A 14,731-nucleotide genomic window follows, 5' to 3' on the forward strand; every position below is an offset into this window, starting at 1 on the left:
TGCTATGGCTAAAGGCCTTTTTATTTTGCACTCGTTTGTTTAATAAATGAAAAAGCTGCACTTCTAAGTAAGATGACGGACTTTGCTTTTTTTGTTATAATCTAGGGATTGGATGTATACCATTTGGAGGAAATACATGAAAAAATTATGGCGTATCGTGTATAGTCGAACTTTTTTAGTAGTTCTGTCGATTTTAGTGGCGGTTGGGGTTATTATTGCCGCTGTTTCTTTTACAGCTAATGCTATTCCAGCTGTTTGGCTGGCTCTAGAATTATTTTCAATAGTTGTTGCGGTTTCCATTGTCAATCGTCCCATGAATGCGGCTTTTAAGTTGACTTGGATTGTCTTTGTTCTAGCTATTCCTGTTTTTGGAGCCCTGTTTTATTATATTTTACAGTCAAATTTAGAAGTTATCCTCTATCGGAGGCGGTTTGAATATCAAGCTAAGGCCTTGCACGATTATATTTGTGAACATGATGTGTATGGTCACAAGGCTCAAGACGTTTTAGCTCAAAAAGATAAAGAGCAGCTGAAATTAGCTCATTATATGGAAGATTATGTTGGCTATCCTTTGCATGTCAATACAGATGGTCAGTATTTTCCATCTGGTGAGGCTATGTTTAAAACTTTGGTTGAAGAATTAAAAAAGGCACAGCGCTATATTTTCATGGAATATTTTATTGTGGACTTTGGCTACATGTGGGATACCATTTTGGAGATATTAAAAGAGAAGGCAGCTCAAGGAGTAGAAGTACGCTTTATGTATGATGGGATGAATTCCCTAACACTTTTGCCCTACAGCTATTACAAAACATTACGTCAATATGGTATTCAAGCAAAAGTCTTCTCGCAGATCATTCCAGCCCTTTCAACTGTGCAAAATAATCGAGATCATCGCAAGATTACAGTTATTGATGGTCAAGTTGCTTTTACAGGCGGCGTCAATCTTGCTGATGAATACATTAATCAGATTAAGCGCTTTGGCTACTGGAAAGATGCAGCCATTATGATTAAAGGAGAGGCAGTTGCTAATTTTACCTTAATGTTTTTGCAAATGTGGAATTTTGATACCAAAGAAGAAAACGATGATTTTCTCTACCTGCAAGAGCATATGGCCAATCAAAAGGATACCATTCAGACAGATTCGGTCTTTTTGGCCTATGGTGAAAACCCTTTTGATGGTGAAGAAGTCGCACGAAGAGTCTACCTAGATATGATTCAGTCTGCTAGAGAGTCCATTGATATTATGACTCCTTACCTTGTTTTAGATGATGAAACCATTGATAATTTGACTTATGCAGCTAAACGCGGTGTGCAAGTCCGTTTATTATTGCCAGGTATTTATGATAAGCAGTCAGCTTACTTAGCCTCTCGAACTGATTTTGATCTTTACCTCAAAGCAGGGATTGCCATCTATGAGTATACGCCTGGTTTTGTCCATGCCAAAGTTATGTTAGTTGATGGCAAAAGAGCAACTGTTGGTTCTGTCAATATGGATTTTCGCAGTCTCTACCTCAATTTTGAATGCGGCCTTTATATCTACGGTCATAAGCAGATCCTTGCGGATATTGCCGAAGATTTTGAAGAATGTTTGGCACAGTCAAAACAGGTTACCTTAGAAGAATTTCAAACAACTTATCCTTTGTATAAACGCATTATAGGCTGCTGCATGAAAATATTATCCCCCTTAATGTAGAGAGAGCAGGGAGTTAAAGTGTAAAAATGCACCGCCGTTTCTTTTTAATAGTTTGTTTTTTAAAAGCGTATTTTTTCAATGCGGCAGAAATAGTTTGAGATGCATTTTTTCTTCATTTTTCAGTATGTCATCATCACTCCTTCTTTGAGTTTGTGCTATAATAAGTTTAGAGTAAATGAGGAGAAGGCTTTTGAAGACCATTGTGATGATGTATGTAACTCTGCTGCCTGTTTTTGCAGCCGGAGCTGCTAATAGAATTTTTTGTCAATTAGATATTTTAAAGTGGGCTTATTTGCCGATTGACGGCGGGATGAAGACCTCCAGCGGAAAACCTATTTTAGGAGATCATAAGACCTGGAAGGGTTTTTGGGGGATGATTGTACTGACGGCTGTTTTTCAGGTTTTTTGGGGATTTATTTTAAATCTTATCCCTAATTTCCTATCTTTATCGTTGGTAGCTAGTTATCATAATGATTTTTTCTTCAATCTTTTTTTTGGTTTTTTATTAGGCTGTGCCTCTGCCCTTTTTGAATTGCCAAATAGTTTTATCAAGCGACGGTTTAATATTCCTGCCGGACAGTTAGCTCAAGGAAATAAAAAGTGGATTTTTCTCTGTTTAGATCAAATTGCTCCTTTTCTTGGTTCTGTCGCTGTTATCGCTCTTTTTAATCGCATGACTTTTTCCTACTATATCATTTACGTCCTTTTAGGCGGAGCGACTGCCTTTCTTATAAACTGTCTGTTGCTGTTTTTAGAAACAAAGCGTAAAAAAACAGGCCCTAATATAGCCCTATTTACAGCTAAAAGAAGAAAGTAAACATTAAAAGAGCGGGAGAAACCCTATTATGATTACAATCATTGGGCTTTCTCCCACTCTTTTTGATTTTATATTCCGCGAAAATCACATTCAAACGTTGTCAGCTTCGCCTTGCCGTACCCCAGTACAGCCTGCAGCTCCCTTCCTAGTTTGCTTTTTGATTTTCATTGAGTATTAGGCCTATTTATGGCAGTTTTAGCTCAAAGAGTCTTATTAAAATCGGTATAATGATAAAGGAAAAAGGCTGGGCAGCACAGCATTTTCTGCCTGCCTATTGCCTTAATATTATGATGCAAGGAGTTATTTAAAAATAAAGCAATTCTTTTGAGGTTTTAGTAAAGGTCTGAAAACCCTGTTTGGTCACATGGCCGCAATCCTCAATACGAACGCCTACTTTTTCAGGAATATAAATCCCAGGTTCAACCGAAAAGCACATTCCTTCTTCAAGGACAATGTCATTTGTTGCTGTAATAGAAGGGAACTCATGGACACTCATACCAATACCATGCCCTAGCCGATGATTGAAATAGTCACCATAGCCAGCTTTTTCAATAACAGAGCGAGCTGCTGCATCAACCTGAGCAGCTGTAACGCCTGGCTTAATAAAATTAAGTGCAGTCAATTGAGCTTCTAAGCATAAGCTATAGATATCTTTTTTGAACTGACTGGGCTGGCCAAGAGCAACAGTACGGGTCATATCACTCGTATAGCCTAGAGTCTGAACCCCTAAATCAAAGAGAAGAAGGCTGTTGTTCTCAAGCCGTTTAGTTGAAGGAAGGCCATGAGGATCAGCAGCTTTTTTTCCTGTCAGAACTAAGGTATCAAAGCTCATTTTATCGACACCTTGCTTGCGCATCTCAAATTCAATTTGTGCTATAATATCCGTTTCAGTAGTATCAAGTGAAATATGGTCAAAACCAATTTGAACAGCCTTATCTGCTAAATTTCCTGCAGCGGTTAACTTTTGAATTTCATCAGGAGATTTAATCAAGCGCATACGGTCTAAAAAGGGGGTTAAATCCGTAAACTGTCCCGACAGCAGGGACTTTAGTCCCTGGTATTTGCTGATATTTAGATGATCATATTCAAGAGCGATTTTAGAAAAGTCAGTTTTTGACAGTATGGTTTTAAGTTTAGCCCAGGGATTTTCAGAATCACTATAGCCGACAATGGGCAAAGAAAGGAAATTTTTTGCTCTTGCAACTTCCAATTCTGGTAAAAATAATAAGCTTTCTTCTTGGAAAAGAAAAAGCAGCATAAGACGTTCATGGGGGTCACTGTAAAATTCAGTTAAATAGCTAATGGAGATAGGATCTGAAAGGACAGCAGCTTCTATTTCTGCTCGTTCAAGTTTTTGCTTAAGCTGTGTTATTTTTGACATATCAAAACCTTCTTTCTTTTCTTTATTTTTTCAAAAAAGAGAAGAAAAATCAAGTTTCTTAGTCTTTTTTCATTAATCCTAACCGTTTTGCTTGAAAGTGTTTTCAAAACGTGTTAAAATAATTATGTAAGCGTAATTTTCAAAATAGAAGGGATGATACAGGATGAATACAGATGACACGATTACGATATATGATGTTGCCCGTGAAGCAGGTGTGTCTATGGCGACTGTCAGCCGTGTTGTAAATGGAAATAAAAATGTCAAAGAAAATACTCGCAAAAAGGTTTTAGAAGTCATTGAGCGCCTTGATTACAGACCAAATGCTGTAGCGCGCGGTCTCGCCAGCAAAAAAACGACAACAGTCGGTGTTGTCATTCCCAACATTGCCAATGCTTATTTCTCCATCTTAGCTAAAGGAATTGATGATATTGCAACAATGTACAAATATAATATCGTTTTAGCATCCAGCGATGAAGATGACGACAGAGAAATCAATGTCATTAATACCTTGTTTGCAAAACAGGTGGATGGTATTATATTTATGGGGCATCATTTAACAGAGAAAATCCGAGCAGAGTTTTCTCGGGCACGTACCCCGATTGTTTTAGCAGGGACGGTAGATCTGGATCACCAGCTGCCCAGTGTTAACATTGATTACAGTAAGGCAACGCAAGATGCTGTTGATATTTTGGCAAGGAATAACAGCAAAATTGCCTTTGTATCAGGACCGTTAATAGATGCCATCAATGGTAAAGTGCGTTTGAACGGTTATAAAAACAGTTTGAAAAATAATAATTTGCCCTTTAAAGAAGGCCTTGTTTTTGAAGCACAGTATAAATATCAAGAAGGCTATAATCTTGCCCAGCGTGTGATGAATTCAGGTGCGACGGCAGCTTATGTCACAGAAGATGAATTGGCAGCAGGTCTTTTAAATGGTTTATTTGAGGCAGGTAAAAAAATTCCCGAAGACTTTGAAATTATTACCAGCAATGATTCAACGATTGCCCTTTACACACGTCCTAATATGACCTCTATCAGCCAGCCTATTTATGATTTAGGAGCTGTTGCTATGCGCATGCTGACAAAAATCATGAATAAGGAAGAATTGGATGAAAAAGAAATTATTTTGAATCATAATATTAAAGACAGGGGAACAACAAAACCATAGTAACTTAAAAAGTCTGGAAGTCTTATTTCTGGGCTTTTTGCTTAAAGGAGTTCAAAATGACAAATGAAACAATGATGCAGTATTTTGAATGGTATTTGCCTGATGATGGTAAACATTGGCAGCATTTAGCTGAAGATGCAGAACATTTAAAAGCTATTGGCATAACAAAGGTATGGCTTCCGCCTGCTTTTAAAGGAACGAGTTCAAATGACGTTGGTTATGGCGTTTATGATCTTTTTGATCTTGGTGAGTTTGAGCAAAACGGAACCGTTCGGACTAAGTATGGGACAAAAGCAGATTATCTAAGAGCTATTGCTTCTCTGAAGGAAAAAGATATAGTGCCTATTTCAGATATTGTTCTTAACCATAAGGCTAACGCTGATGCTAAGGAAAGATTTGCCGTTGTAAAAGTTAAACCAGATAATCGTTCAGAAACCATTTCAGAACCTTATGAGATAGAGGCTTGGACCCAGTTCAATTTTCCTGGACGGCAGGACAAATACAGTGATTTCAAATGGCATTGGTACCATTTCACTGGGGTGGATTATGACGCCTTACATGATGAAACGGGCATTTATATGATCTTGGGCGATAATAAAGGCTGGGCGGATTCAGAAAACATTGATCAAGAACTCGGCAATTATGACTACCTTATGTATGATGATATTGATTTTAGGCATCCAGAAGTTCAGGAGCATCTAAAATATTGGGCTGATTGGTTTTTGAAAACAAGCGGTGTTGGCGGCTTTCGCTTAGATGCAGTCAAGCATATTGATAAGGTCTTTATGAAAGATTTTATCCGCTATGTTCGCGAAAATCTCAAGGAAGATCTTTATGTTTTTGGTGAATATTGGAAAGACAGCAATAGTGACATTGTTCAGTATCTTGAAGCAACAGATCTGCAATTTGATTTAATTGATGTGATGCTGCATATGAATTTTTTTGAAGCGGGAGAAAAGGGAAGTGATTTTGATCTTTCAACTATTTTAGAGGATAGCCTCATGAAAAGCCACCCAGACTTTACCGTGACTTTTGTAGATAACCATGATTCACAAAGAGGGCAGGCACTAGAGTCAACAGTAGCAGAGTGGTTTAAACCTTTAGCTTACGGTTTGATTCTCTTACGTCAAGAAGGCACTCCCTGTATCTTTTTTGGTGATTATTACGGGATTTCCGGAGAATTCGCGCAAACAGGCTTTCAAGACATTTTAGATAAGCTTCTCTATATCCGGAAATATCATGTTTATGGTCCACAGGAAGATTATTTTGACCATCCTGACTGCATTGGCTGGACCTGTCTGGGTGATGAAAAGCATCCAGATGGTCTGGCCGTTGTCATGACAAATGGTGAGGCCAGCAGTAAGCGGCTAAATATGGGAGAGCTTAATCGCAATAAAGTGTTTGTGGACTATCTTAACAATTGTCCTCAAGAGGTCGTATTAGATGAAGCAGGCTGGGGAGAATTTCCTGTTCAGGCTGCTTCTATATCAGCTTGGGTTAATAAAGAAACTCATTTGTCAAGCTAGTCTGCACTGCTTTTGCTTGACAGCAGTCATTGGCATCTTAGCTGATTTAATGCTATAATTGATGACATGAAAGTTTTATTGTATTTGGAGGCTGAACAGTATCTAAAGAAATCAGGTATTGGACGGGCCATCAAACATCAAGAACGGGCTTTGACTCTGGCAGGGATTGATTATACCACTGATCCAAAGGAAAATTATGATTTAGTTCATATTAATACTTATGGCTTTAAAAGCTGGCGGCTTTTGAATCATGCCAAGAAGGCTGGTACAAAGGTTATTATGCATGGCCACTCAACGGAAGAAGATTTCAGAAATTCTTTTATTGGTTCAAATTTCCTTGCTCCTTTTTTTAGGCGCTATCTCTGTCATTTTTATAAAAAAGCAGATGCGATTATTACTCCCACAGCTTATTCAAAGCGCTTAATTGAAAGATATGGGATTACAAATCCTATCTATCCTGTTTCAAATGGTATTGATTTGGAACGCTATATTCCTAATAAGGCTAAAGAAAAAGCTTTTAGAGATTATTTTCAGCTGTCAGAAGATGAAAAAGTTGTCATTTGTGCAGGCCTTTATTTTAAACGCAAAGGAATAAAGGATTTTGTAAAAGTTGCTCAAAAAATGCCCCATGTTCGCTTTATTTGGTTTGGAGAAACAAATAAATGGGTTATTCCGCATGATGTCAGGCTTATAGTTTCTAAAAAACATCCTGCTAATGTTACTTTTGCAGGCTATATTAAAGGCGATATTTTTGAAGGGGCAATGAGCGGAGCCAGCGCTTTCTTTTTCCCTAGTCTAGAAGAAACCGAAGGAATTGTTGTTTTAGAAGCTCTAGCTAGCCATCAGCATGTGATCTTAAGAGATATTCCGGTTTATGAAGGTTGGATTACAGATGAAGCAGTTGAGCTGGCTACAACGGTTAATGGCTTTGTAGAGGCTATTGAGAAGGTTTTGGACGGTCACAGTCAAAAGAAAGAAATAGGCTATAAGGTTGCACAAAGCCGCAATATTGACAAAGTAGCTCATGAATTGAGTCAGGTTTATCAAAAAGTAATGGAGGGATAAGATGCATGTAGGACTTTTTACGGACACTTATTTACCGCAGGTTTCAGGTGTTGCAACGAGTACTCAGACCTTAAAAGATGAGCTGGAAAAGCAAGGACATGAAGTCTATATATTTACGACCACTGATAAGCATGTAGGCCGTTATGAAGATCCAACTATCATTCGTCTCCCTAGTGTTCCCTTTATTTCTTTTACTGACCGTCGTGTTGTCTACCGCGGACTTTTTGAATCCTATAAAATTGCAAAGACTTATCAGTTAGATATCATTCACACTCAAACAGAGTTTGGTCTTGGCATGCTTGGAAAAATGGTAGGAAAAGCCTTACGAATACCTGTTATCCATACTTACCATACACAGTATGAGGACTATGTTCGCTATATTGCTAATGGAAAAATTATTCGGCCCAATATGGTTAAGTATATTATTCGCAGTTATCTTTATGATTTAGATGGTGTTATCTGTCCTAGCCGCATTGCCTTAAATTTATTAGAAGGGTATTCGGTGAAGATACCTAAGAGAATTATTCCAACAGGAATTTATTTGGAGAATTATGTGCGGCCGGATATTACTGTAGCTGACAGTTTGGCTCTGCGAAAATCTCTGGCGATTGAAGCAGATGAAACCATGCTGCTTAGCTTGTCACGGATTTCTTATGAAAAAAATATCCAAGCTGTTATTGCTTATATGCCATCTATTTTAGCTAAGAATAGCAAAGTAAAATTAGTAGTAGTTGGTGATGGTCCTTATTTGGAAGAGTTAAAAAAACAAGCAAGAGCATTAAATATTGCTGACCATATCATCTTTACAGGTATGGTTAATCATGATCAGACAGCTCTTTATTATAAGGCATCGGATTTCTTTATCAGTGCCTCAACCAGTGAAACGCAAGGGCTGACTTATATTGAGAGTCTGGCCAGCGGCAGACCGATCATTGCTCAGTCCAACCCTTATTTAGATGATTTAATTACAAATAAGATGTTTGGGACACTTTATCAAAGGGAGTCTGACCTTGCTGATGCTGTTTTAGAGGCTATTGAATTAACACCTAAAAAAGAGGAAAAGCTGTGGCAGGAAAAACTGTACGAAATTTCAGCCCAGCATTTTGGCAAGTCAGTTTTTGCTTTTTATTTAGATACGATTATCTCTAAAAAAGCTAAAAAGAAAGAAAAACTATCACTGACTGTAGAAGGCAATCGAGCAGACACCTCTATTAAACTTGTAAAGTCCACTATTAAGCTGCCAGCTACCGTCTTTAAAAAAACAGCTCAAACTTCTGTAAAGGTTGTTAAAGCTCCTGCTCGGATTGTTAATGCTATTCGTGACTTTTTAGACTAAAAAGGCTGGTCTGCCCTTTTCGTCAGGATTTTTCAGACTTGAAAAGTTTAAAAATCCTGTTATAATTATCTTTGAAGACATGTTAAGTGTGCAAGGCTTTAAAGAGAGCGCTTGGCAGCTGAAAAAGCGTAAGCCTGTCATTTTAATACTACTTCCTTGTTTTTATGCAAACATAAAACGGTAGCTGCGTTATAGCTAAAACTGAGGTGTAGGGCTTTTTGCTGTACATGAATGAAGGTGGAACCACGTTGCGACGTCCTTTTTGGAGTCGTGATTTTTTATTTATAAAGGCCATATGAGTGATGATCTGTTTTAATACCCTTCGAAAAATCTCTTCAAACTAGGTCAGCTTCATCTTGCCTGCCCTACCTTAGCACTGCCTGTATCTAACTTCCTAATTTGCTTTTTGATTTTCATTGCGTATAAAGTAAATAGCCTTGTTAACTTTTCAAGGAAACAACGTTTGTCAGTTTTTTGCTAGCCCGGTTGCTATGATAAAAATGAATCATTTAGTTTTAAATGAGTAATAAAGGAGAAAATATATGATTAAAATCACTTTTCCAGATGGTGCTGTACGAGAATTTGAATCTGGAGTTACAACCTTTGAGATCGCAGATAGTATTAGCAAGTCTCTTGCTAAGAAAGCTTTAGCCGGTAAATTTAATGGGAAACTCATTGATACCACACGTGCTATCACGCAAGACGGCAGTATTGAAATTGTGACACCTGACCATGACGATGCCCTGCCAATTCTTCGTCATTCAGCAGCTCATCTTTTTGCCCAAGCTGCCCGCCGTCTCTTCCCAGACATTCACTTAGGTGTCGGTCCAGCCATCCAAGATGGCTTTTACTATGATACGGACAATCAAGCAGGGCAAATTTCTAATGAAGATCTTCCCCGCATTGAGGAAGAAATGAAGAAAATTGTTAAGGAGAACCTTCCATCAATTCGTGAAGAAGTTACTAAGGATGAAGCCCGTGAAATCTTCAAAAACGATCCTTACAAACTCGAATTGATTGAAGAGCATTCAGAGGACGAAGGCGGTCTAACAATTTACCGCCAAGGTGAATATGTCGACCTTTGCCGCGGGCCGCATGTGCCATCAACTGGCCGTATCCAAGTCTTTCACTTGCTCAATGTAGCAGGGGCTTACTGGCGCGGAGACAGTGATAATGCTATGATGCAGCGTATCTATGGTACTGCTTGGTTTGATAAGAAAGACCTCAAGGCTTATCTCAAACGTCTTGAAGAAGCCAAAGAACGCGATCACCGCAAGCTCGGAAAAGAACTTGATCTTTTTATGATTTCGCAAGAAGTCGGACAAGGCCTGCCATTTTGGCTGCCAGATGGAGCAACCATTCGCCGTATCATTGAGCGTTACATCACTGATAAAGAAGTAGCTTCAGGCTATCAGCACGTTTATACTCCGCCAATTGCTTCTGTGGATCTCTACAAAACTTCAGGTCACTGGGAACATTACCGTGAAGATATGTTTCCAACTATGGATATGGGAGATGGTGAAGCATTTGTGCTGCGTCCCATGAATTGTCCTCATCATATTGAAGTTTATAAGAATCATGTACATTCTTATCGTGAATTGCCCATCCGCATAGCAGAGCTTGGCATGATGCACCGTTATGAAAAATCAGGTGCCCTGTCAGGACTTCAGCGTGTACGTGAAATGACCTTGAATGATGGACACACTTTTGTTGCTCTTGATCAAGTGAAAGAGGAGTTCAAGCGGACGCTTCAATTAATTATTGATGTTTACCAAGACTTTAACTTGACAGATTACAGTTTTCGTTTGTCTTACCGGGATCCTAACGATACCCATAAATATTTTGATGATGATGACATGTGGGAAAAATCTCAAACTATGCTCAAAGCTGCTATGGATGATATGGGACTTGATTACTATGAAGCAGAAGGTGAGGCAGCCTTTTACGGACCCAAATTGGACATCCAAGTGAAAACTGCTCTTGGTAATGATGAGACCTTATCAACCATTCAATTGGACTTTTTGCTGCCCGAACGTTTTGAGTTGACTTATGTTGGTGCTGATGGTGAAGAACACCGTCCTGTCATGATTCACCGCGGGATTGTTTCAACCATGGAACGTTTTACTGCTTATCTTATTGAAACTTATAAAGGTGCTTTTCCGACTTGGCTGGCTCCTCATCAAGTTACCGTTATTCCAATCTCAAACGAAGCTCACATTGATTATGCTTGGGAGGTAGCTAAGGAACTGCGCAACCGTGGTATTCGTGTAGATGTGGATGACCGTAATGAAAAAATGCAGTACAAAATTCGCCAAAGCCAAACCAAGAAGATCCCTTACCAACTTATTGTTGGTGATAAGGAAATGGAAGATGGCACGGTCAATGTTCGCCGCTATGGCAGCAAACAAACGCATACCGAAACTATGGCAGAATTTACCAAAAATATCCTTCAAGATATTGAACGTAAATCTAGACCAACTGATGCTGAATAAGAAAAGAAAGAAGTCCATGTGGGCTTCTTTTTGATGTGATTTTGTGCTATAGTTACACTAACGTATAACTAGAATTTATTGTTTGTGTATCCGTAAACAATGATAAAGTGAACTGGGCGGCTAGTTTGATTTATTGCACCGGCTGAGAAATCGCTTTTATCAACGCTCGACAAGTCTCGCATAATGAGTAGTTATATGTTTTTTATTGCACATTCAGGAGAAAAATGTGATTTTCAAAGAAATAAAAGATCTTAATCATTTATCCAGTAGATTGGGAATTGATAGAAATATATTAAATAATTTGTTAAAACAAAAGTATCGTGAAAAGCTTTATGATGTTTATAATATTCCTAAAAAAGACGGTTCAGATAGACAAATTTGTGCCCCTAAGGAACCATTAAAGAGTGTTCAAAAAAAGATTGCAGAGCTTTTATGGCAAGAACAATTATGGATAAATCATGAAAAAGAAGAGAAATATATAAAAGATAAGAAAATGTTAAGAGAGGAAAATTTTCGTACACAAACGTTTTCTGAGGCTATTGAAGATATGAATAGTGGCTACAAACTGACCTTAGAGACCAAAAAATATTATAGATTTCAAAACGATATCATCCAAGCTTTTGAAAAGGGTAAGAGTATTCTTACGAATGCCCAAGTTCACAGAAATAAAAAGTATATTGTTAGTATAGATTTAAAAGATTTTTTTGATAGTTTTACATTTTATCGTGTCAAAGAATACTTTGAAAAGAATAGGGATTTTCAACTATCTAAAGAAATTGCAATGACTTTAGCTAACCTTGTTTGCTATAAATCTAAATTACCCCAAGGAGCTCCTAGTTCGCCAATTCTAACGAATATGATTGGAAGAATTTTAGATTCTCGTATTTTAAAAATTTGTAAAAAATACCGTCTAAAATATACTAGATATGCAGACGATATGACTTTTTCAACAAATGATGATGTAATCATAAAAAAATTGGATGATTTTTTATCTGATCTTAATAGTATTATTGACAATGCTAGCTTTAAGATTAACGAAAAGAAAACAAGAGTAAGTTATTGGAATTCTAGGCAATTAGTAACAGGATTGGTAGTTAATAAGAGAGTTAATACTCCAAGAGAATATTATAAAGCAACTAACTGGACGTTTTGCATTCATTAATCAAGTAGAACGATTTAATGCTGAGTGCATGAATTTAGAACAGACAGAATTTTCAGCAAAGGGAAAGACTTTTCAACGTTTTTTATTTTATAAAAATTTTTATGGTGCTGAAAAACCAGTACTTATTACCGAAGGTAAAACGGATATACGTTATATAAGAGCTGCTTTAAAAAAATTACATAATAAATATCCTAGTCTTATTACTCTTGAAGAAGGCGGAACGGCCAAGTATAAACTTACTTTTTTTAAAAAGTCAGACATAACTGAACAATATTTAGATTTGAATAAACATGGAGGCTCTATATTTGAAAAAGTTTGGAATCTTTATCACGATAATCAGATTTTTAGAAAGAAAAATTTTAATAACATCTATGATTATTTCCAAAGAATTGGCTCAAGATACAAGTCCCCTGTTATCATGATCTTTGATAACGAACTGGACGTGGAAGGTAGTCCTATCCAACAATTTATTAATAAATTTGGCTCAAATGCTAAAATAATATTTGATACAGAATATGAAGAAAATATTCATTTAAAGCGTCAGGAATTAAAGCAAGCAGGAAAAACTAGGCAACAAATAGATTCTGAAATAAAAAAGTTTCAAAAAGATTTTACTGAAGATAAAAAAACTCAACTTAAAACAAAACTTAGAAAAAATGAATGTATCCATTTAAAGGACAATCTTTATTTAATGTTAATCCCGTTAATAAAACCTGAACAAAGTAAATCTGATATAGAAGCTTTACTATTGCCAGAAGATATTGAAAAAATAAATCAAAAATTTGGAAAACAGTTTAATCCTTCTGAAAGGGAATTTATTGAAAAAGATAATTATAGTAAGGATAAATTATCAAAGCAGATAATGTATAGTTATCAAAATATTTCCTTTGAAAATTTTAAAAAATTGTTTGAGAATATAGAAAAAATTATTAATCATAATATTACATAGAGTTACAAATAATCCAAAGAAAAAATAAGTTTAGAGTCGGCAGAAAGCATCTTGGCCGATATCGCCCGTAAATCAAAGCCAGCTGATGCTGAATAGGTAAAAGAAGAAGTCCATGTGGCTTCTTTTTTGCTACGATTCTTAACAAAAAATTCTTATTTTGCCAGCGAAACTTGCTTGAAAGTGGGATAAGAATTCCCTATAATGTAATTAATTTAAAAAAGGTAGGAAAAGTATGATAAGTGAAACGATTCTTCTATTGAGAAAAAAGTTAGGTTATTCCCAGGAAAAATTAGCTGAAAAGGTAGGCGTATCTCGTCAGACCCTTAGTAAATGGGAACTGGGGGAAAGCTTACCGGATATTGTCTCTTCAAACCATTTGGCAGAGATTTTTGGTATCAGCTTGGATGAGCTGGTTAACGGAGATGAATCTCCTTTTGCAGGCAAAGCCAAAGAGGGTAAATATATCTTTGGAACAGTAACGGTTGGTGAAAAGGGACAAATCGTCATTCCTGCACAGGCAAGGAAACTATTTGATATCAAAAAGGGCGATAACCTTATGGTTTTGGGGGATATCAATCAAGGCTTAGCCTTATTGGACAGCGATTTCTTTGTTCAAGCTTTTGAAGAAATGGGGATACTAAAATGAAAAAATTAACAGTCTTTGGGATTGGCTTTACCTTGTTAATGTTTTTTCTGAATCTGATTGGCTGCTATGATTTTGTCATGGTAATAACGCGCAATCAGGCTTATTTTGTAGAACATTATACCTCAGCTATTGAGGCTTATTTTACCAACTATCCTCTCTTCTTTTTGATATTATGGATAAGCAATTTATTGGGTGGGATATTGACTCCAATTTTCTATCTTTTCAAAAAGAAATCAGCTCTTATTTTAGCTGGACTAGCCTTTTGGACAGATGCCATACTAATACTATTGACCAGTCTTTTTAGGAATCGTATTCAGCTTTTTGGTTGGCAATTCGTTTTTGATTTGCTCATTTTAGGCTTGTTTGGTGTCTATTATATGTATTTGCGGAACCTTGTGAAGGGTAATACTCTTTGAAAATCAAAACGATACGTCGTTGACTTCAGCTTGCCGTACTTTTTGAGGAAAGGCAAGCTTTCCTTATTACCATAACC

General features: G+C 37.0%; 12 protein-coding genes. 11 read left to right on the forward strand and 1 reads right to left on the reverse strand.

Annotated elements, in window-relative coordinates; translation table 11 throughout:
• Positions 1 to 136 precede the first annotated feature (136 nt).
• Both cls and STRMA_RS01240 read left to right on the forward strand, forming a co-directional pair.
• Entirely contained in the window at positions 137 to 1,696 is a 1,560-nt protein-coding gene (gene cls / locus STRMA_RS01235) for a cardiolipin synthase (RefSeq protein WP_003081666.1), read from the forward strand.
• Between the two features lie 190 nt (positions 1,697 to 1,886).
• The gene (locus tag STRMA_RS01240; RefSeq protein WP_003079265.1) at positions 1,887 to 2,513 is read left to right on the forward strand and encodes a CDP-archaeol synthase; all 627 of its coding nucleotides are present in this window, start codon (positions 1,887 to 1,889) and stop codon (positions 2,511 to 2,513) included.
• A 304-nt stretch (positions 2,514 to 2,817) separates the two neighbouring features.
• Here STRMA_RS01240 and STRMA_RS01245 read toward each other — a convergent pair whose 3' ends face one another.
• Positions 2,818 to 3,894 (reverse strand): M24 family metallopeptidase, encoded by a 1,077-nt coding sequence (locus STRMA_RS01245; protein ID WP_003081065.1) that lies wholly within the window; start codon positions 3,892 to 3,894, stop codon positions 2,818 to 2,820.
• A 163-nt stretch (positions 3,895 to 4,057) separates the two neighbouring features.
• On the opposite strand from STRMA_RS01245, the gene ccpA reads away from it, so the two are divergent.
• The 9 genes from ccpA to STRMA_RS01285 all read left to right on the forward strand — a co-directional run bounded on the left by ccpA (position 4,058) and on the right by STRMA_RS01285 (position 14,654).
• On the forward strand, positions 4,058 to 5,062 hold the full coding sequence (ccpA, locus tag STRMA_RS01250; protein ID WP_003081473.1) for a catabolite control protein A: 1,005 nt from the start codon (positions 4,058 to 4,060) through the stop codon (positions 5,060 to 5,062).
• Between the two features lie 56 nt (positions 5,063 to 5,118).
• Positions 5,119 to 6,588, forward strand: coding sequence for an alpha-amylase (locus STRMA_RS01255; RefSeq protein WP_003078577.1), 1,470 nt, complete (start codon positions 5,119 to 5,121; stop codon positions 6,586 to 6,588).
• A gap of 66 nt (positions 6,589 to 6,654) precedes the next feature.
• Complete coding sequence (locus tag STRMA_RS01260; RefSeq protein ID WP_003078515.1) at positions 6,655 to 7,653, forward strand: glycosyltransferase family 4 protein; 999 nt, start codon at positions 6,655 to 6,657, stop codon at positions 7,651 to 7,653.
• Between the two features lies 1 nt (position 7,654).
• On the forward strand, positions 7,655 to 8,989 hold the full coding sequence (locus STRMA_RS01265; protein WP_003079111.1) for a glycosyltransferase family 4 protein: 1,335 nt from the start codon (positions 7,655 to 7,657) through the stop codon (positions 8,987 to 8,989).
• A gap of 542 nt (positions 8,990 to 9,531) precedes the next feature.
• On the forward strand, positions 9,532 to 11,481 hold the full coding sequence (gene thrS / locus STRMA_RS01270) for a threonine--tRNA ligase (RefSeq protein WP_003079705.1): 1,950 nt from the start codon (positions 9,532 to 9,534) through the stop codon (positions 11,479 to 11,481).
• 226 nt (positions 11,482 to 11,707) lie between these two features.
• Positions 11,708 to 12,643 carry a reverse transcriptase domain-containing protein gene (locus STRMA_RS01275; protein WP_003082357.1) on the forward strand — a complete coding sequence of 312 codons (936 nt, stop codon included), beginning with the start codon at positions 11,708 to 11,710 and terminating at the stop codon, positions 12,641 to 12,643.
• Positions 12,644 to 12,671: 28 nt separating this feature from the next.
• Positions 12,672 to 13,592, forward strand: coding sequence for a hypothetical protein (locus tag STRMA_RS09330; protein WP_003079740.1), 921 nt, complete (start codon positions 12,672 to 12,674; stop codon positions 13,590 to 13,592).
• A 232-nt stretch (positions 13,593 to 13,824) separates the two neighbouring features.
• Positions 13,825 to 14,238, forward strand: a complete 414-nt coding sequence (locus STRMA_RS01280; protein ID WP_003081006.1) for a helix-turn-helix domain-containing protein — start codon at positions 13,825 to 13,827, stop codon at positions 14,236 to 14,238.
• Positions 14,235 to 14,654 (forward strand): hypothetical protein, encoded by a 420-nt coding sequence (locus STRMA_RS01285; RefSeq protein ID WP_003079063.1) that lies wholly within the window; start codon positions 14,235 to 14,237, stop codon positions 14,652 to 14,654. Before STRMA_RS01280 ends, STRMA_RS01285 begins: the two co-directional genes overlap by 4 nt.
• Positions 14,655 to 14,731: the final 77 nt, after the last annotated feature.

It is taken from the genome of Streptococcus macacae NCTC 11558, from assembly GCF_000187995.2.
GTDB lineage: Bacteria > Bacillota > Bacilli > Lactobacillales > Streptococcaceae > Streptococcus > Streptococcus macacae.

Bases quoted from the DNA above. Each gene is read 5' to 3' on its own strand.
- STRMA_RS01260 (WP_003078515.1), top strand. From the start codon at position 6,655: ATGAAAGTTTTATTGTATTTGGAGGCTGAACAGTATCTAAAGAAATCA.
- STRMA_RS09330 (WP_003079740.1), top strand. From the start codon at position 12,672: ATGAATTTAGAACAGACAGAATTTTCAGCAAAGGGAAAGACTTTTCAA.
- STRMA_RS01280 (WP_003081006.1), top strand. From the start codon at position 13,825: ATGATAAGTGAAACGATTCTTCTATTGAGAAAAAAGTTAGGTTATTCC.
- STRMA_RS01245 (WP_003081065.1), bottom strand. From the start codon at position 3,894: ATGTCAAAAATAACACAGCTTAAGCAAAAACTTGAACGAGCAGAAATA.
- STRMA_RS01255 (WP_003078577.1), top strand. From the start codon at position 5,119: ATGACAAATGAAACAATGATGCAGTATTTTGAATGGTATTTGCCTGAT.
- thrS (WP_003079705.1), top strand. From the start codon at position 9,532: ATGATTAAAATCACTTTTCCAGATGGTGCTGTACGAGAATTTGAATCT.
- STRMA_RS01285 (WP_003079063.1), top strand. From the start codon at position 14,235: ATGAAAAAATTAACAGTCTTTGGGATTGGCTTTACCTTGTTAATGTTT.
- cls (WP_003081666.1), top strand. From the start codon at position 137: ATGAAAAAATTATGGCGTATCGTGTATAGTCGAACTTTTTTAGTAGTT.
- ccpA (WP_003081473.1), top strand. From the start codon at position 4,058: ATGAATACAGATGACACGATTACGATATATGATGTTGCCCGTGAAGCA.
- STRMA_RS01265 (WP_003079111.1), top strand. From the start codon at position 7,655: ATGCATGTAGGACTTTTTACGGACACTTATTTACCGCAGGTTTCAGGT.